This is a genomic window from Mesorhizobium vachelliae (assembly GCF_033977325.1).
Lineage (GTDB): Bacteria > Pseudomonadota > Alphaproteobacteria > Rhizobiales > Rhizobiaceae > Mesorhizobium > Mesorhizobium vachelliae.
In genome coordinates this window covers 91,652-109,227 of record NZ_JAVIIR010000017.1, presented here as the reverse complement: position 1 = coordinate 109,227, position 17,576 = coordinate 91,652, and the positions used below count along the sequence as shown (strand labels likewise).

The 17,576-nt window shown below is 65.1% G+C and carries 18 protein-coding genes; 8 read left to right on the top strand and 10 right to left on the bottom strand.

What is annotated here, in order from left to right; translation table 11 throughout:
- Window position 1: 1 nt before the first annotated feature.
- Genes pcaG through pcaD form a run of 4 tightly spaced genes read right to left on the bottom strand, consistent with a single transcriptional unit; the run spans window position 2 to window position 2,570 of the window.
- On the bottom strand, window positions 2-616 hold the full coding sequence (pcaG, locus tag RFM41_RS28475) for a protocatechuate 3,4-dioxygenase subunit alpha (RefSeq protein WP_320252731.1): 615 nt from the start codon (window positions 614-616) through the stop codon (window positions 2-4).
- A complete protein-coding gene (gene pcaH, locus RFM41_RS28470; protein ID WP_320252730.1) occupies window positions 616-1,368 on the bottom strand; it encodes a protocatechuate 3,4-dioxygenase subunit beta in 753 nt (250 codons plus the stop codon). The genes pcaG and pcaH overlap by 1 nt, the downstream gene beginning before the upstream one ends.
- Window positions 1,361-1,765, bottom strand: coding sequence for a 4-carboxymuconolactone decarboxylase (gene pcaC / locus RFM41_RS28465; protein ID WP_320252729.1), 405 nt, complete (start codon window positions 1,763-1,765; stop codon window positions 1,361-1,363). Before pcaC ends, pcaH begins: the two co-directional genes overlap by 8 nt.
- Window positions 1,758-2,570, bottom strand: coding sequence for a 3-oxoadipate enol-lactonase (gene pcaD / locus RFM41_RS28460; protein ID WP_320252728.1), 813 nt, complete (start codon window positions 2,568-2,570; stop codon window positions 1,758-1,760). Before pcaD ends, pcaC begins: the two co-directional genes overlap by 8 nt.
- A 92-nt stretch (window positions 2,571-2,662) precedes the next feature.
- Between pcaD and pcaQ the strand changes: the two genes are divergently transcribed.
- On the top strand, window positions 2,663-3,580 hold the full coding sequence (gene pcaQ, locus RFM41_RS28455) for a pca operon transcription factor PcaQ (protein WP_320252727.1): 918 nt from the start codon (window positions 2,663-2,665) through the stop codon (window positions 3,578-3,580).
- A gap of 249 nt (window positions 3,581-3,829) precedes the next feature.
- Here the strand turns inward: pcaQ and RFM41_RS28450 are convergent, their stop codons facing one another.
- The 5 genes from RFM41_RS28450 to RFM41_RS28430 all read right to left on the bottom strand — a co-directional run bounded on the left by RFM41_RS28450 (window position 3,830) and on the right by RFM41_RS28430 (window position 8,645).
- Window positions 3,830-4,684, bottom strand: a complete 855-nt coding sequence (locus RFM41_RS28450; protein WP_320252726.1) for a sugar phosphate isomerase/epimerase family protein — start codon at window positions 4,682-4,684, stop codon at window positions 3,830-3,832.
- Between the two features lies 1 nt (window position 4,685).
- Window positions 4,686-5,462: an ATP-binding cassette domain-containing protein gene (locus tag RFM41_RS28445; protein WP_320252725.1), complete on the bottom strand. Its 777-nt coding sequence runs from the start codon at window positions 5,460-5,462 to the stop codon at window positions 4,686-4,688.
- On the bottom strand, window positions 5,459-6,451 hold the full coding sequence (locus RFM41_RS28440; RefSeq protein WP_320252724.1) for an ABC transporter permease: 993 nt from the start codon (window positions 6,449-6,451) through the stop codon (window positions 5,459-5,461). The genes RFM41_RS28445 and RFM41_RS28440 overlap by 4 nt, the downstream gene beginning before the upstream one ends.
- Window positions 6,452-6,517: 66 nt before the next feature.
- Window positions 6,518-7,507 carry a sugar ABC transporter substrate-binding protein gene (locus tag RFM41_RS28435; RefSeq protein WP_320252723.1) on the bottom strand — a complete coding sequence of 330 codons (990 nt, stop codon included), beginning with the start codon at window positions 7,505-7,507 and terminating at the stop codon, window positions 6,518-6,520.
- Window positions 7,508-7,568: 61 nt separating this feature from the next.
- Window positions 7,569-8,645 carry a LacI family DNA-binding transcriptional regulator gene (locus tag RFM41_RS28430; protein ID WP_320252722.1) on the bottom strand — a complete coding sequence of 359 codons (1,077 nt, stop codon included), beginning with the start codon at window positions 8,643-8,645 and terminating at the stop codon, window positions 7,569-7,571.
- Between the two features lie 148 nt (window positions 8,646-8,793).
- On the opposite strand from RFM41_RS28430, the gene RFM41_RS28425 reads away from it, so the two are divergent.
- The gene (locus tag RFM41_RS28425; RefSeq protein ID WP_320252721.1) at window positions 8,794-9,825 is read left to right on the top strand and encodes a hydroxyacid dehydrogenase; all 1,032 of its coding nucleotides are present in this window, start codon (window positions 8,794-8,796) and stop codon (window positions 9,823-9,825) included.
- 13 nt (window positions 9,826-9,838) lie between these two features.
- Here the strand turns inward: RFM41_RS28425 and RFM41_RS28420 are convergent, their stop codons facing one another.
- Window positions 9,839-10,516, bottom strand: coding sequence for a GntR family transcriptional regulator (locus tag RFM41_RS28420; protein WP_320252720.1), 678 nt, complete (start codon window positions 10,514-10,516; stop codon window positions 9,839-9,841).
- Window positions 10,517-10,655: 139 nt separating this feature from the next.
- Between RFM41_RS28420 and RFM41_RS28415 the strand changes: the two genes are divergently transcribed.
- The 6 genes from RFM41_RS28415 to RFM41_RS28390 all read left to right on the top strand — a co-directional run bounded on the left by RFM41_RS28415 (window position 10,656) and on the right by RFM41_RS28390 (window position 17,575).
- Window positions 10,656-11,243, top strand: a complete 588-nt coding sequence (locus RFM41_RS28415) for an amino acid synthesis family protein (protein WP_320252719.1) — start codon at window positions 10,656-10,658, stop codon at window positions 11,241-11,243.
- The gene (locus tag RFM41_RS28410; RefSeq protein WP_320252718.1) at window positions 11,236-13,059 is read left to right on the top strand and encodes an alpha/beta fold hydrolase; all 1,824 of its coding nucleotides are present in this window, start codon (window positions 11,236-11,238) and stop codon (window positions 13,057-13,059) included. Before RFM41_RS28415 ends, RFM41_RS28410 begins: the two co-directional genes overlap by 8 nt.
- A gap of 5 nt (window positions 13,060-13,064) precedes the next feature.
- Complete coding sequence (locus RFM41_RS28405) at window positions 13,065-14,117, top strand: LLM class flavin-dependent oxidoreductase (RefSeq protein WP_320252717.1); 1,053 nt, start codon at window positions 13,065-13,067, stop codon at window positions 14,115-14,117.
- The gene (locus RFM41_RS28400) at window positions 14,114-15,589 is read left to right on the top strand and encodes an aldehyde dehydrogenase (RefSeq protein WP_320252716.1); all 1,476 of its coding nucleotides are present in this window, start codon (window positions 14,114-14,116) and stop codon (window positions 15,587-15,589) included. The genes RFM41_RS28405 and RFM41_RS28400 overlap by 4 nt, the downstream gene beginning before the upstream one ends.
- Window positions 15,590-15,647: 58 nt before the next feature.
- Window positions 15,648-16,652, top strand: coding sequence for an ABC transporter substrate-binding protein (locus RFM41_RS28395; protein WP_320252715.1), 1,005 nt, complete (start codon window positions 15,648-15,650; stop codon window positions 16,650-16,652).
- Window positions 16,653-16,714: 62 nt separating this feature from the next.
- Window positions 16,715-17,575, top strand: a complete 861-nt coding sequence (locus RFM41_RS28390; protein ID WP_320252714.1) for an ABC transporter permease — start codon at window positions 16,715-16,717, stop codon at window positions 17,573-17,575.
- Window position 17,576: the final 1 nt, after the last annotated feature.

The following is a 17,576-nucleotide window of genomic DNA, read 5'->3' as shown; positions in this document are numbered from 1 at the left end:
GTCAGCTGTCGAAGAAGACCGTCTCCTTTTCGCCCTGCAGATGGATGTCGAAGACGTAAGTCTCGCCCTGGCGCTCCGCGATCAGCGTCGGCACGCGCAGGCGATGCTCGATGCGGGCGAGGATCGGGTCCTCGGCATTGGCCTTCTCCTCATCGGAGAAATAGAGTCTGGTGTTGAGGCCGATATTGATGCCGCGCGCCACGATCCACAGCGTGATATGCGGGGCCATCAGCCGGCCGTCGCGAAACGGCACGCGTCCAGGCTTGATCGTCCGGAACAGGCAGACGCCCGTATCCATGTCGGTCGGCTGCCGGCCCCAACCCTGGAAGTTGGGATCGGCCGCGCCGCGCAATTCGGTCGCTGAATTGTAGAGGCCCTCGGCATCCGCCTGCCAGATCTCGATCAGCGCATCCTTGAGCGGTGTGCCGGTGCCGTCGAGCACGCGGATGCGCAATTCGATGCGCTCGCCCTTGGTCTCGCCGTTGACCATCGTCGAGCCGAGGTCGCTCGCATAGACGCCGCCTATGCCGCAGAAATTGGGCGTCAGTCCGATATGCACATAGGGTCCAGCGGTCTGCGAAGGGCTTTCCTTCAGCCGGTCGAGCGACTGCGCCATCAATTGCCCTCCGGCCTGTTCTCGAACAGCGTCGAGCGCCGCCCGCGCAGCACGATGTCGAACTTGTAGGCAAGCGCGTCCATCGGGACCGTCGAGTTCATGTCGAGCGCCGCGATCAGCGCCTCGACCGCCTCCTTGTTGGAAATGCCGCCGACGATCGGGCAGCGCCAGATCAGCGGATCGCCCTCGAAATACATCTGCGTGATCAGCCGCTGCGCGAAACCGTGGCCGAACACGGAAAAATGGATATGCGCCGGCCTCCAGTCGTTCGGACCGTTCGGCCACGGATAGGGCCCAGGCCTGACGGTGCGAAAGGCATAGCTCCCATCCTCGCCGGTGATGGCGCGGCCACAGCCGCCGAAATTCGGATCGAGGGGTGCCAGATACCCGTCCTTCTTGTGGCGGTAGCGCCCGCCGGCATTGGCTTGCCAGAACTCAAGCAGCACGCCGGGCACGCCCTTGCCGCGCTCGTCCAGCACACGCCCATGGACGATGATGCGCTCGCCGATGGCGCTCTCGCCGGGCCTGGCGAAATTGTGGATCAGGTCGTTGTCGAGCTCGCCCAGCACCGCATGCCCGAACACTGGGCCGGTCAATTCCGACAGCGTGTTGTCGAACGACAAAAGCGCTTTCTGCGGCGAGCGCAGCACCGAACTCTTGTAGTTCGGCGTGAAGGCCGGCGGATGCCACTGGCGGTCGCGCTGGAAGAAGGCGCCGGTCTCCGGAGAACGGTTCGAGCCTCGCTCAGCCATGGGCCGTCTTTGCTCCGTCCATCTGCGCGAACACCTCCTTGGCGATCTTGAAGGCGCGGTTGGCGGCTGGCACGCCGGCATAGATCGCGACATGCAGGAAGGCCTCGCAGATGTCGTCACGCGAGGCGCCCGTATTGGCGGTCGCGCGCACATGCATGGCCACTTCCTCGTCATGGCCGAGCGCCGCAAGCAGCGCCAGCGTCACGATCGAGCGCTCGCGCTTCGACCAGCCGGGCCTGGCCCACACCGTTCCCCAGGCGGCTTCGGTGATCAGCTGCTGGAACGGCCGGTCGAAATCGGTCGCGGCGTCCTCGGCGCGGTCGACATGCGGATCGCCGAGCACGGAGCGTCGGACCTCGAGACCAGTCCGGTAGCGGTTCTTCGTGACATCATCCATGAGCAGGCTTTCCCTCGGGCAACGAGGCGACGAAATCGCGGATCAACGTGACGAGCGCTTCGGGCTGCTCGATGCACGGGATATGCGCGGCATTGCGGATCACTTCGAAACGCGCGCCGGGGATCAGTCCGGCGAGCGACCGGACAAGATCCGGCGGCGTCGAACCGTCCTGGTCGCCGACGACGCAAAGCGTCGGCACCGCGATGCGCCGCGCGCTGTCGGTGAAATCGGCATCGCGCACCGCCTTGCAGGTGCCGATGTAACCAGGCAGCGCCTGCCTGGTGAGCATGTTGCGGCAGCCGGCAAGCTCCGCCGCCCGCGCGGCATGGAACTCCGGTGTGAACCACACTTTCATGATGCCATCGGCGATCACCTCGATTCCGTCGCGCTCGACAGTCGCGATCCGAGTGTTCCAGCTTTCGGCAGTGCCGATCTTATGTGCCGTGTCACTGAGGACCAGCGCCTCCACGCATTTGGGGTGGCGGGTATAGAGCCGCTGGGCGATCATGCCGCCGACGGAGAGGCCGAAGAGCACGACCTTGTCGAAGCCGAAATGGTCGATGAGGGCTGCCAGATCATCAACATGGTCGTCGATCGAGCGTACGCCGCCACCGATGTCCGACAGGCCGTGGCCGCGCTTGTCGTAGACGAGCATCGGCATTTCCCCGGCAAGCCGCGCGACGACGTCGTCCCAGATGCGGAAGTCGGTGCCCAGCGAATTGATGAAGATGATCGGACGCGACGTGCCGGCCGCCTCGATGAAGCGGTGATGCAGCGTGACGCCGCCTATGCTGATGAATGGCACGATTTCAATCCTCCAAAGCCACATTGCACCAGCGGTTTGGTTCGGTAAAATGATATTTTGCGGCGTTTCATTAACTCTGAGGTTATCGAACCATGGCCGAAAGCCGGATCCGCTTCCGCCATCTGCAGGCGTTTCTCGAGGTCGCGCGGCAAGGCAGTGTCGCGCGCGCGGCCGACTTCCTGCATGTCAGCGCGCCGGCCGTCACCAAGACCTTGCGTGAGCTGGAAGAAGCGCTGGGCGTCGCGGTGGTCGAACGCGATGGCCGCGGCATCCGCGTCACGCGTCTCGGCGAGATCTTCCTCGGACATGCCGGCTCGGCGATTTCGGCGCTGAAGCGCGGCGTCGATTCCGTGCGCCAGGACGGCGCCCTCAATCGCGACCCGATCCGCATCGGTGCGCTGCCGACCGTCTCGGCGCGCGTGATGCCGCTCGCCATGAATTTGTTTCTCGAGGAAAACACCGGCGCCGCGCTCAAGATCGTCACCGGCGAGAATGCCGTGCTGCTCGAGCAACTGCGCGTCGGCGCGCTCGATCTCGTCGTCGGCCGGCTCGCCGCTCCTGAGCACATGACCGGCTTCTTCTTCGAGCACCTCTATTCGGAGCAGGTGCTGTTCGTGGTGCGGGCCGGGCATCCCTTGTCCGAGCCGGACGCAGACATCTTCGCCCGGCTCGACGAGTTTCCGGTGTTGATGCCGACAAGGGAATCCGTCATCCGGCCTTTCGTCGACCGGCTCTTCATCACCAATGGCATGACGGCGCCGGCCACGGAAATCGAAACCGTTTCCGATTCCTTCGGCCGCTCCTTCATGCGCCAGAGCAACGCGGTGTGGATCATCTCGGCCGGCGTCGTCGCCAATGAAATCGCCAGCGGCGCCTTCGTCGCCCTGCCCGTGGAGACGGCGGAAACCAAGGGGCCGGTGGGCCTGACCATGCGCACCGACACCGCGCCCTCGCCCGCTTTCACCATCCTGTTGCAGACGATCCGCGAGGCGGCGCAGCATCACGCTTGACGGTCATGGTCCGGCAGATTTCGAATTAAACGACCTGCGCTGGGTGATGATCGAGGATCCGGGCCAGCACTACCCGTTCTGATTTTTCCTTCTCCCCCCTGTGGGAGAAGGTGGATCGGCGCGATAGCGCCGAGACGGATGAGGGGTGTTCCAGCGGAGTGAGACGATGGCTTTCGCTGGAACACCCCTCATCCGACCTCGCTTCGCGAGGCCACCTTCCCCCACAAGGGGGGGAAGGAAGAAGCCAGCTCACCCCAGCGTCAGCCCGGCCTTCTTCGCTTCCTCGCGCAGGAACGGCAAACCGACCTCGATCACGTCACGCGGATCCCCGGCCACGGGGCGCCATACGGCGAGTCCGCCGGCGATGTCGACATCGACATGGTTCATGCTTTCGAGCGTGATGGCGCCCTCATAGCCGATATCGGCGATCGCCTTCATGCAGGCGGCCCAGTTCAGCATGCCGCGCCCTGGCACGCCGCGATTGGCCTCCGACACATGCACATAGCCGAGATAGGGCGCCGCCGCCTCGAAACCGGAAGCAAAACTCTCCTCCTCGATGTGCATGTGGTAGGTGTCGAGATGGATGAAGATGTTGTCGGCGCCGACCCGCTCGATGATCCGCGCCGCGTCGATGCCGCGGTTGATCAGATGCGTCTCGTAGCGGTTGCAGGGCTCGATGCCGAGCTCGAGGCTGCGCGACTTCGCCGACTTCGCCGCGCGTTCGAGGAAGCGGCACATGCCGTCGATCTCGCGCTGCGTCGGCGCCCTGCCGGTGGTCTTGCCGATCGTGCCGTAGGTCACGCCGCCAAGCGCCTCGGCGCCCACCTCGTTGCAGACCTTGAAGGCCGGTTGCAGGAAGTCGAGCGCTTCCTCCGGCCGCTCGACGACATCGAGCGCGCGCGGCAGGCCGAGCGAGGGGATGAGCTGGACGCCATAATGGCTGGCAAAGCCACGCGTGCGCTTGGTGTCGATCTCCTCGGGACGCAGCAGCGGGATTTCCATCAGGCCGATGCCATGCTCCTTCAGCCGGTCCATCTGCGGCTCGATGCGGGCGAGGTCCCAGACCGGAGCGATGGCGAAAGTGTGCAGTCCGAAGGTGTTCATGTCAGCCTCGTTCTTCATGCGCCGCCGCTGCGGCTGTATCGCCGCCGCCGACGATGCGGCTGACGACTTCGTTCATGTTGGTGTTGGCGGTGACGAGATCGGCATCCGCCCTGCCGTGGCGCAGCACCACGATACGGTCGGTGACCGACAGCACGTCGTTCAGCCGGTGCGAGATCAGGATGACGGCTATGCCTTCCGACTTCAGCCGCCGAATGAGGTCGAGCACGCTCTGCACCTCGCGCACGGCGAGCGCCGCGGTCGGCTCGTCCATGATGACGAGCTTGGGATTGAAGGTGAGCGCACGCGCGATCGCCACGGTCTGCTGCTGGCCGCCGGAGAACGAACCGACCGACCGGTTTATCGACGGCAGATGCGCGCCCAATCGCTCGATCATCTTCGACGCCTGGCGATCCATCTCGCTTTTGTCGACGAAGCCCGGGAACAGGCCGAGCAACTTTTTCGTCGGTTCTCGCCCGAGGAAGATGTTCGAGGCCACATCCTGCTGCTTGGCCAAGGATAGATCCTGGTAGATCATCTCGATGCCGAGCCGGCGGCGTTGGCCGGGGTCCAGCGCCAGGATATCCTTGCCGTCGAATTCGATCGAGCCGGTGTCGGCCCGGTAGATGCCGGTGATGGTCTTCATCAGCGTCGACTTGCCGGCGCCATTGTCGCCGACCAGTCCGACCACCTCGCCGGCCGCGACCGAAAGGTCGACGCCATGCAGAACGTCGACCGCGCCAAAACTCTTGCGGATGCCGCGTAGCGAAAGCAGGGTCATACGCGCGACTCCTTCCGCACCTGGTACTGGTCGATGAAGACCGCGAGGATCAGCACCGCGCCGATCGCCATCTGCTGATAGTAGGATTGCACCGCAAGCAGGGTCAGCCCGTTCTGCAGCACACCCATGATCAACGCGCCGATCATCGTGCCGAGGATCGAGGCGCGGCCGCCGAACAGATTGGTGCCGCCGATGATCGCCGCCGTGATGGCGGTGAGCTCGTAATTGATGCCGGCGGTCGGATCGCCGGCATTGACGCGGGCGGTGAAGAGCAGGCCTGCCAGCCCGGCAAGCGCGCCGGACAGCGTATAGATGATGCGGCGATGATGCTCGACGCGGATGCCGGCCGCGCGGGCAGCGCCTTCACTATCCCCCAGCGCCAGTGTGTGGCGGCCGAAGCGCGTATAGGCGAGCACCGCATGCGCGACGATCGCGGTCAGCACGAAGATGATGACCGGCATCGGGATGCCGAACGGCCGCCCCTGCCCGATATAGACGATCTCGGGCGGCAACCCGTAGATCGCCCTGCCCTGCGAGATGACGAGCGCCAGGCCGCGCGCCAGGCCAAGCATGCCGAGCGTGACGATGAAGGCCGGCACGAAGGCACGGGTGACCAACTGCCCGTTGATGTAGCCAGCGATAGCGCCCGCGAGGATGCAGGCGACCACCGCGAGCACCGACGGCCAGCCGAGATTGACCGCGACGAAGGCGCCCGCGACGCCGGCCAGCCCCATCACCGAACCGAGCGACAGGTCAAGCCCGCCGGAGCCGATGACGAAGGTGGCGGCGATCGCCAGCACGCCGATCGTCGAGGTGGCGAGCAGGATGTTGAGGAAATTGCTGAGCGACAGGAAATAGGGCGACAAGAGCGCCATTGCCGTGCTCAGCGCCAGAAGCACCACCAGCGACTCCAGCCTAATGTGGAGCCTTTCGACGGATGCGCGCTGCACCCGAGCCCAGAAACCGGGCTGCGTCGTTTCGGAAGCCATATTGCCTCGCTATTGCAAGAAAGTTGGCTGGCGCAGGGTAGACCCGCGCCAGCCCGTCCGGGAGGACTATTTCACATACTGCAGCATCGGCTCCTTGCCGGCATCGATCACGTCCTTGGTCAGCACCAGTGTCGGCACGGCGATGCTGTCCTCGACCTTCTCGCCGGCCAGCGCCTTCTTGACGTTCTCGACCGCCTGCTTGCCGACCAGATAGGGGAGCTGCGCCACCGAGGCGTTGAGGCGGCCTTCCTTGATCGACTTCACCGCGTCCGAATTGCCGTCGACGCCGATGATCGTCACTTGCGGACCCTTGCCGGCCGCATAGACCGACTCCACCGCGCCGAGCGCCATGCCGTCATTGGCGCAGAAGATGGCGACGAGATCGGGATGCGCGGTCAGCGTGTCGGTGGCGATGGAAGCGGCCTTGCCGCGATCCCAGTCGCCCGGCAGGGAGGCGACGATCTGGAGTCCAGGCGCCAGTTCCTTCAGCTTGTCGGCGAATCCCTTGGCGCGCTTCTCGCCGGTGATGTTGCCGGAGAGGCCTTCGATGACCAGCACCGGACCCTTGGCGTCCTTGCCGAGCTTGTTGGCGAGATATTCGGCGCCCTGCGCGCCGGCGGCTATGTTGTCGGAGCCGATATGGAAGGTGACCTTGACGCCTTCCTTGTCGAGCACCGCCTGGTCGAGATTGTTGTCGAGGTCGACGATCTTGACGCCGGACTCCTGCGCCGACTTAAGGCAGGGCAGAAGATTGGTCGAGTTGATGGCGGCGGTGATCATCGCCACCGGCTTGCGCTCGAGCATCGTGTTGCACAGGTTGAGCTGCGGCTCGGCCGCCTGGTCGCTCTCGGCCGCCTGCTGGAAATATTTCACCCCGGCTTCCTTTGCGCCGTCCGCGACGCCCTGCGCCATCGCGCCCCAGAACGGATTGGCCAGCGTCTTCATCAGCACGCCATATTCGCCGTCCTCGGCCTTGGCCCCGCCGACGACGGAAAACGCAAGCGCGACGCCCACGGCAAGTGTAAATCGATTTATCTTCAAGAAATGCGATATCATTCGATCCTCCGTTTGATCCTTGGCGCCGGATGCCTCGGCCAGGGCCGGCGCATGCTTCCGTTCACGACAATGGGGGCTGTTGTCGGTCTCCTCCCCCGGAATGCGGGCCGCTGCCTGGCGAGCCAACGGATTCCCGCATCAACACCTGGCAGGGTTCGAGCCGCGCCGTGGGTGGTCCCATGGCGCCCTCAACCCTGCGAAACAGAAGGTTCATCGCCTCGCTGGCGATCTGGCGCACAGGCTGCACCACGGCTGCGATCGCCGGCCATGTCACCTGCATCCATTCCGCATCGTCGAAGCCGACCAGCGAGATGTCGTTCGGGCAATGCCAGCCGCGCCGGCGGAACTCGGACAGCGCGACAAGCGTGCCCTTCAAAAGCAGCGAATAAACGGCGGTCGGCCGCTCTCCCCTGGCAAAGTAATCGCGCAGCGAAGCCCTGAGCGGCTCGACACTGACTTCCGAGGTGATGACATCGATGCGCACCGACGGGTTGAGCGCCAGCGCCTGGGTGCGAAAACCTTCCAGGCGCGCCCGCACCGTCGCCGCCTGCTCGGCAAGGCCGATGACCAGTATATGGCTGTGCCCATTGCCGACCAGCATCCGCGCCACTTCGGCGCTGGCGGCGGCGCTGTCGGCCGATACCGTATCGAACGCGTCGTCGGAGAGCACGCGGTCGATCAGCACGCCGGTCATGCCGTTGGCTTTCATGAAGGCGGCCGCCGGCCCGTGCTCGTTGCGCACCGGCGCCAGCACCACGCCGGCAACGCGCCAGTCATGCATGCGGGCAAGGATCTCTTTCTCGCGCGCTTCCGATTCACGGCTCGACGCCGCGACCAGCGTGTAGCCGCGCTGCTCGGCGAGGCCTTCCAGCTCGGTGACCATAGAGCCGAAGAACTCGCTTTCGAATTCCGGCATGATGGCGCCGATGATGCGGCGTTTGGCCCTGCGCATGTCGGAGGCCAAAGGATCGACGCGATAGCCCAGGCGTTCGACGGCATCGAAGACGCGCTGCGCGTTTTCCGGCCTCACCGTGGTGACGCCGGCCAGCACCTTGGAGACGGTGGCCGCGGAAACGCCGGCATGGCTTGCCACGTCGTGGATCGACGGACGCCGCTGCTGGACTTCCCGTTGCGTCATTGAACCTCCTCCCGAGGGCAGGCAGCCAGTTTTGCTACTTCGCTAATCTAATCGATAAATCGATTTTTCGTTCTTGTAAATCGTTTCACCGGGAGTAAGACTGGAAAGATGTGATTGACGCGATCCAATCGTGTCCCGGGAGGAAAACATGTCCGACAAGACCTTGCCGCTGGTGATCAGCGCGCCCGAACCGCGCACGCTTGACCTGATCTTCACGCCGCCGCAACTGGCGTTGTTTCGCAAAAAATATCGCATCGTCGAGACAACGCCGGAAGGCGTCGCAAAGTTGCCGCCGGATGTGCTGGCCGAAGCGCGCTACATCGTTGGCCAGCCACCCATCGCCTCGGAAACGCTGCAGAAAATGACGGCGCTGCGCTGCGTCTTCAACGTCGAGACCAACCTCCTCAACAACATGCCTTATGAGACGCTGTTCGCGCGCGGCATCCATGTCGTCACCACCGGCCTGGTCTTCGCCGAACCGGTGGCGGAGCTTGGCCTCGCCATGGCGCTGAACCTTGCCAGAAACATCGTCGACGCCGACCTCGCTTTCCGCCAGGGCAAGGAATTGTGGGGCGGCGACGGCAACCAGACCGCGCGGCTGCTCTCCGGCGCCGATGTCGGCATCATCGGCTTCGGCGATCTCGGCCGCGCCCTCAATCGCTTGCTGACCGGCTTCCGCACCCGCACCAGGGTCTATGACCCATGGCTGCCGCCATCGATCCTGGTCGACAATGGCGTCGAGCCGGCATCGCTGGACGAGGTGTTGTCGCAAAGCGATTTCGTCTTCGTCGTCGCTTCCGTCACCAGCGAGAACCAGGGTTTTCTGGGTGCCGATGCCTTTGTCAAAATGCGCAAGGGCGCGGCCTTCATCCTGCTCAGCCGCGCCAGCGTCGTCGATTTCACAGCATTGATGCAAGCGGTGAAGAGCGGCCACATCGTCGCGGCCAGCGACGTCTTCCCGGAGGAGCCGCTGGCTAGGGACCATCCCGTCCGTGCCCTCCCCGGCTTCCTGCGTTCGGCGCATCGCGCCGGCGCCCTCGACATCGCCTTCAAGCGCATGGGCGACATGGTGCTGGAGGACATGGATCTCATCGACCGCGGCCTGCCGCCGCTGCGCTCCAAGCGCGCCGAACGCGAGACGGTGTCGCGCATGCGCTCCAAGCCGGTCGACAGGAACTGAGCACGGACTGCGTCTAAAGGGTGCCGAGCCGAAGCGCGCCGCGCGCGATTTTCCAGGCCGTCTCCACATGCCGCCGGGCCGCGGCCTCCGCCGCCTCCGGCTTGCGTGAGCGGATCGCATCCATGATCGCATGCATTTCGGCGATCGCCGGCTCGCGGCGGTTCTGCGACAGGATCGTCATCGAGCGCAGCTGGTTGATGCGGACATTGAGACCGGTGACGATCTCCCAGGCGATGCGCTTGTCGGCGGCTTCGAACAGCACCTCGTAGAAGCTGGCCGTCGCCCGCATCACCTCGGCCGGCACCCCCACCGCCCACGCGTCGAGCAACTTCGCCAAAGCCGCATCGAGCAGCGCGATCTGATCGTCAGTGGCCGAGGTGGCGCAGGCCTTCGCCGCAATGCCTTCCAGCAGCGCGCGCAGCTCGTAGATCTCGTCGGTCCGGCCAAGATCGGGCTTCGCCACGGCAGGCCCATGCCCGGGTATCATCTGCACAAGGCCTTCGGTCTCAAGCTGCCGCAACACCTCGCGCACGACCGAGCGGCTGACGCCGAGCTGATCGCATAACGGCCGCTCGACCAGCCTTTCGCCGGGCTGGAAATGGAAATCCATGATCGCCTCGCGCATGCGCTCCAGCGCCAGCGTCCTCAACGTCTTGGCGGAGCGGTCGATGCGAAGCGTGTCGTCAGCCATTTTCCTCAAATCCCTAGCCTCGCCACAAAAACAGATTCCATGACCGATTGACAAGGCTCGCGGTACTCCATAGCATGGTATACCATAAGACGATACAGAAATTGATGCAGCCGCGAGCGGCTCCATCCCGAGGAATTCCATGCAGCCGGCCATCCGCAAGATCGTGACCTATACCGAGAACACGCTGATCGAAGGCGGCAAGGCAGCGCCCAGACCATTGCGCCTGATCGGCGTCGCCGCTGTGCTCGCCAACCCGTGGGCAGGCCGCGGCTTCGCCGAGGATCTCTCTCCCGAGATTCGCGCCTTCGCGCCGGTGCTCGGCGAAACGCTGACCAACGAGATCATCGGTATCGCAGGTTCAGGCGACGCGATCGAAGGCTACGGCAAGGCCGCCATCTGCGGCACGTCGGGCGAGGTCGAGCATGCCTCGGCGCTCATCCACACGCTGCATTTCGGCAACCATTATCGCCGCGCCGTCGGCGCCAAGACCTATCTCGCCTTCACCAATCTGCGCGGCGGTCCCAACACACCGATCATGATCCCGCTGATGGACAAGAACGACGAAGGCCGCCGCTCGCATTACCTGACCGTGCATTTCCAGATCGGCGATGCGCCCGCGCCTGACGAACTGGTGGTGGCGCTCGGCGCGTCGATCGGCGGCCGCCCGCATCACCGCATCGGCGACCGCTATCAGGATCTGAAGGGGCTCGGAGACCTGCATGGCTGACGCCGGGACGATCCGCAGCAACGCCCCCGACGGCACCGGCTTCATCCGTGCCGGTTCGGGCGCGCCGGTCCTGCTCATCCACGGCGTCGGCATGAGCGCCGCGATCTGGCAACCGCAGATCGCCGCCATGCAGGACCGCTTCGACGTGGTCGCCATCGACATGCTCGGCCATGGCGTTTCGCCCCTGCCTCCGGAGAATGCTCAGCTGTCCGACTTCGCCGATCAGGCGATCCGCCTGCTTGATCACCTCGGCCTCGACCGCGTCGCCGTCGTCGGCCACTCGATGGGCGCGCTGGTGGCGCAGGAACTCGCGCTTCGCGCGCCCGCTCGTGTCAGCGCCCTCGTCTGTCTCAACACTGTCTTTCGCCGCCCTCCGGATCTCGCGCAAGCTGTACGTCAGCGGGCGGCCGCACTAGGCGGACCCAGCGATCCCTCGGCCATTGCCGCGACGATCGCCCGCTGGTTCGGCAATCCGATCCCACCGGCCCTGTCAGACGCAGCCGCGACGGCCCGCGCTGCGCTCGATAGCGTCGACGCCGAAGGCTATGCGCGCACCTATCGCCTGTTTGCCAACTCCGATACCGCGCATGCCGATCGGCTGGCCGATCTTGCCGTGCCCGCGCTGTTCATGACCGGTTCGGACGATCGCAACTCGACACCCGCCATGTCGGCCGCGATGGCGCGGCTGGCGCCTGCCGGTCGATGTGTGGTGCTGAGCGGCGAAAAGCACATGATGACAATCGCTTCGCCGCAAAAAGTGACTCAACGCATCACGGCCTTTCTCGACCAGGTGGCAACTGTTCCCGCGAGCGTCGAGGCGAGTCCGGTGTTCGACGCTCCCGCATTCGATGCCATGGAGTTCCGGCGCGCGCTGGGTTCCTTCCTGACCGGCGTCACCATCGTCACCACGATCGACGAGGCCGGCGATGCGCGCGGCTTCACCGCCAACTCCTTCACCTCCGTTTCGCTCGAACCGCCGCTGGTGCTGGTCTGCATCGCCAAGAAGGCGCTGGGGCATCAGGCCTTCTCGACTTCGCGGGGCTTTGCCATCAACATCCTGTCGGAAGCCCAGAAGGCGGCATCCGGCACCTTCGCATCGAAGGCCCCTGACAAGTTCGCCTCCGTGGCATGGCAGCCGGGACAGACCGGCAATCCGCTGATCGACGGATCGGTCGCGGTGTTCGACTGCGGCATGGAGCAACTGGTCGATGCCGGCGATCATTCGATCCTCATCGGCCGCGTGCACGACTTCAGCCACAATGGCGCGCAGCCTCTCGGTTACTGCCGCGGCGCCTATGTCACGCCGGGTCTGAGCCAGGAAGCGCTAGCCGCCGCCGCTCCGCCCGGGACCGAGGTCGGCGCGATCCTCGAGAACGAAGGTCGCGTGCTCTTCTTCGAGACCGCCGAGGGATCATACCAATTGCCCGCCGGGCACGGACTGGGCGCCGCGAACGAACCGCGCAGCCTCAGGGGAAAACTTGCCACCAGGGCGATCGATGCCGAGCTCGGCTTCCTCTATGCGGTGTGGGACGATGCGAAAGACGCCGCGCGCACGCATGTCTATTATCGCGGGACGGTGGACGCCCCGGTTTCCGGCGACGGTCAGATCCGCTTTGTCGAAATCGAGCGCATCGCCGAGTTGAAGATCGCCGACCCGGCTGTGCGTTCGATGCTCGCCCGCTACGCGCGCGAGCGCGCTGAGGACACGTTCGGCGTCTATGTCGGCAACGAGGTCGAAGGCGAGGTCCGGCCGCTCGCCAAGCCGGCGCGGTCGGCGCCAATCCATTCCGGCCCAATCCATTCCGGCCAGCGGTGAGATCGATGAAATTTTCGCTTTTCGTCCACATGGAGCGTACGGATCTCGGCAAGCCGCATTCCGAGCTCTTGGCGGAACTGGAGGAACTCGTGCTGCTGGCGGAAGAAGCGGGCTTCGAGACCGCCTGGATCGGCGAGCATCACGGGATGGAATTCACCATCTCGCCGAACCCGTTCATCAACATCGCCTATCTTGCCGCCAAGACGAAAACCATCCGCCTCGGCACCGGCACGATCATCGCGCCCTTCTGGCATCCGATCAAACTCGCCGGTGAAGCGGCGATGGCCGATGTGATCACCGGCGGCAGGCTGGATCTCGGCATCGCGCGCGGCGCCTACAGCTACGAATATCAGCGCGTCTTCCCGGGGCTGGATGCCTGGGGCGCTGGCCAGCGCATGCGCGAGATCATCCCGGCGATCCGAGGCCTTTGGGATGGCGACTACGAGCACGCCGGCGAGTTCTGGCAATTCCCGCCGACGACCTCCTCGCCCAAGCCTTTGCAGAAACCCTACCCACCGATCTGGGTGGCGGCGCGCGACCCGAATTCGCACGACTTCGCGGTGGCCAACAAATGCCAGGTGCAGGTAACGCCGCTTGCCTCCGGCGATGGCGAGGTGGCGAGCCTGATGGAGCGCTTCAACGCCGCCTGCCAGGCGCATCCGGACATAGCGCGGCCACAGATCATGCTCTTGATGCACACGTTCGTGGCCGAAGACGCCGCCGACGCCGATCGCCTGACGCAGGACCTGTCGCAATTCTACTGCCAGTTCGGCGCCTGGTTCCAGAACAAGAAGCCCGTCCGCCAGGGCGTCCTGGAGCCGCTGACCGAGGAAGAGATCGCGGCGATGCCGCAATACGCGCCGGACAATATCCGGCAGAACCTCGTCATCGGCGAGGCCGACGAGGTGATCGCCAGGCTGAAGACCTACGAGGCGCAGGGCTACGACCAGTACTCGATCTGGATCGACAGCGGGCTTACGCACGAGCGCAAGAAGAAGTCGCTGCAGCTGTTCATCGACAAGGTCATGCCCGCCTTCCAGAAGGCGGGGTCACGATGAGCGGCACCGCCTTCAGGAACTACATCGACGGCCAGTTCGCTGAGCCCGCCTCCACCTTCGACAGCATCGATCCGTCCACGGGCCGACCCTGGGCGACGATGCCGGCCGCGTCCGTTGCCGATGTCGACCGCGCCGTGGAGGCCGCGAACCGGGCGCTGCGCTCCGGCCCCTGGGCGGCGATGACCGCGACGGCGCGCGGTAAACTGCTGGTCAAGCTTGGCGATCTCGTCGCCGCCAATGCCGGCCGGCTGGCCGAGCTCGAAACGCGCGACACCGGCAAGATCATCCGCGAGACGCGGGCGCAGATCGCCTATGTCGGCGACTATTACCGCTATTATGGCGGGCTGGCCGACAAGCATGAAGGCGCCTTCATCCCGATCGACAAGCCCGACATGGAAGTGACGGTGCGGCCAGAGCCGATCGGCGTCGTCGCGGCCGTCGTGCCGTGGAATTCGCAGCTCTTCCTGTCGGCCGTCAAGCTCGGCCCGGCGCTGGCCGCCGGCTGCACTGTCGTGCTCAAGGCCTCCGAGGACGGCCCGGCACCGCTGCTCGCCTTCGCCGAGTTGGTTAGCGAAGCCGGCTTTCCAGCCGGCGCTGTCAACATCATCACCGGCTTCGGCCATGATTGCGGTCATCGCCTGACCAGCCATCCGCTGGTCGCCCGCGTCGCTTTCACCGGCGGTCCCTCGACCGCGCGTCGCATCGTCGCCAACACGGCCGAGAACCTCGCCTACACGACGCTGGAGCTCGGTGGCAAAAGCCCGGTCGTCGTCTTCGCCGACGCCGATCTCGACAGCGCCGCCAATGCCGTCGTCGCCGGCATCTTCGCGGCGACCGGCCAGAGCTGCGTCGCCGGCTCGCGGCTGCTGGTCGAGCGTTCGGTCAAGGACGATTTCCTCGCGCGGCTGAAGCGCAAGGCCGAGGCCATCGTCATCGGCGACCCGCAAGACCCCGCGACCGAGATGGGTCCGCTGGCGACCGCGCGCCAGCGCGAGAAGATCGAGGCGATCGTCGCGGAGAGCGTGGCAGCCGGCGGACGGCTGGTTACCGGCGGCGCGCGGCCGAAGGACAAGGCCGACGGATACTATTACGCGCCGACCATCATCGAGGCGCAGGACCAGGCTCTCGCCTGCGTCCGAGAGGAGCTGTTCGGCCCGGTGCTCAGCGCTATTGCCTTCGACAGCGAGGCGCAAGCGCTCGCTTTAGCCAACGACACGCCCTTCGGGCTCGCTTCCGGCGTCTTCACCTCGAATCTCGCCAAGGCGCATCGCATGGCGCGCGGCATCCATGCCGGCGTCGTCTGGGTCAACACCTACCGCGCCGTCTCGCCGCTGGTGCCGTTCGGCGGCTACGGCCTCTCCGGACTCGGCCGCGAAGGCGGGCTCGACGCCATCCGCGACTACACGCGCTCGAAATCGGTGTGGATCCGCACCTCGGACGACCCGATCCCCGATCCCTTCGTCATGCGCTGAAGACGAAGGTTGGACTGACAAGAACAAGAAATGGAACAACCAATCAGAGGAGAATGACATGAAACTGATTTTCGCCGGCATCCTTGCCGGATTGATGGCGACCACGGCCGCGAAGGCCGATGAGATGGTGTTCACCAGCTGGGGCGGAACGACCCAGGAAGCGCAGACCAAATCCTGGGCCGAGCCGTTCTCCGCTTCGTCGAGCATCAAGGTGCTGCAGGATGGGCCGACCGATTACGGCAAGCTGAAGGCCATGGTCGACGCCAAGAACGTCACATGGGACGTCGTCGACGTCGAGATGGACTTCGCCATCAAGGCGGCCAAGGACGGCCTGCTCGAGCCGATCGACTTCGCCGCCGTGCCGAAGGCCGATCTCGACCCGCGCTTCTCGAATGAGAATGCCGTCGGCAGCTTCTACTATTCCTTCGTGCTCGCCTGGAACAAGGGCGCCGTCTCGGGCGAGCCGGCAAGCTGGGCCGACATGTTCGACACCAAGAAATTTCCTGGCAAGCGCACCTTCTACAAATGGTCGGCGCCGGGCGTGATCGAGATCGCGCTGCTCGCCGACGGCGTGCCGGCCGACAAGCTCTATCCGCTCGACCTCGACCGCGCCTTCAAGAAGCTCGACACTATCAAGTCCGACATCGTCTGGTGGGGCGGCGGCGCGGAATCGCAGCAGCTGATCGCCTCCGGCGAGGCCGCCTTCGGCCAGCTCTGGAACGGCCGTGTCTTCGCGCTGGAGAAGGACGGCGCCGACGTCGGTGTCTCCTGGAACCAGAACCTCACCGCCGCCGATGTGCTTGTCGTGCCGAAGGGCGCCAAGAACAAGGACGCCGCGATGAAGTTCCTCGCAGCCGCGACCAGCCCGACCGGCCAGGCGAAATTCGCCGAAGCGAGCGGCTACGCGCCGATCAACACCAAGGCCAAGGCCGAAATGCCGGCCGATGTGGTCAAGGGTCTGCCCGACGCCCATGTCGACGGCCAGATCAACCTCGACATGAACTACTGGGCCGAGCATCGCGACGAGATCGCCAAGCGCTGGTACGCCTGGCAGGCGAAGTGACGCCCGCCCACAACGTTAGGGACGGCACTGGCCGTCCCGAACCACAATCCGGGACAACCGTCATGTCGGTGGAAGCACAGCAAGGGATCGCAACCCCTCGGATACCGGCAGGCCTCGGCGGCCTGCTTCCGGCGTTGATCCTGATCGGGCTCTTCTTCGTCGTGCCGGTCCTGGCGCTGTTGCTGCGCAGCGTCACCGACCCTGCCCCCGGGCTGCAGAATTATGCGACGCTGCTGGGTGACGGCACCTATGCGCGGGTGTTCTTCAATACGTTCCTCGTCGCCTTCGTCGTCACCGTCGTCACCGTGCTTGTCGCCTTCCCTGTCGCCTGGATGCTGGCGATCATGCCGCCGGCGCTCGCCTCGATCCTGTTCGGCATCATCATTCTGTCGATGTGGACGAACCTGTTGACCCGCACCTATGCCTGGATGGTGCTCTTGCAACGCACCGGCGTCATCAACCGGACGCTGATGGGCGCTGGCATCATCGATCAGCCGCTGCCGCTTATCAACAACCTCACCGGCGTCACCATCGGCATGGTCTACATCATGCTGCCCTTCATGATCCTGCCGCTGGTCGGCACCTTGCGCGCTATCGACCCGATGACTTTGCGTGCGGCCGCCCTTTGCGGCGCGAGCCCGCTGGCCGCCTTCCGCCGCATCCTTTTGCCGCTCTCGCTCCCCGGTATCGCCGCGGGCGGGCTGATGGTTTTCGTCATGTCGCTCGGCTATTTCGTGACGCCCGCGTTGCTCGGCGGCACGTCGAACATGATGCTCGCCGAAATGATCGCGCAGATGATCCAGTCGCTGCTCAACTGGGGACTGGGGAGCGCTGCCGCTTTCATCCTGCTCGTCGTCACCATGGCGCTCTACGCGCTGCAGCTGCGCCTTGTCGGCGCCAGACGCACGGCGGGAGGGGCCTGAC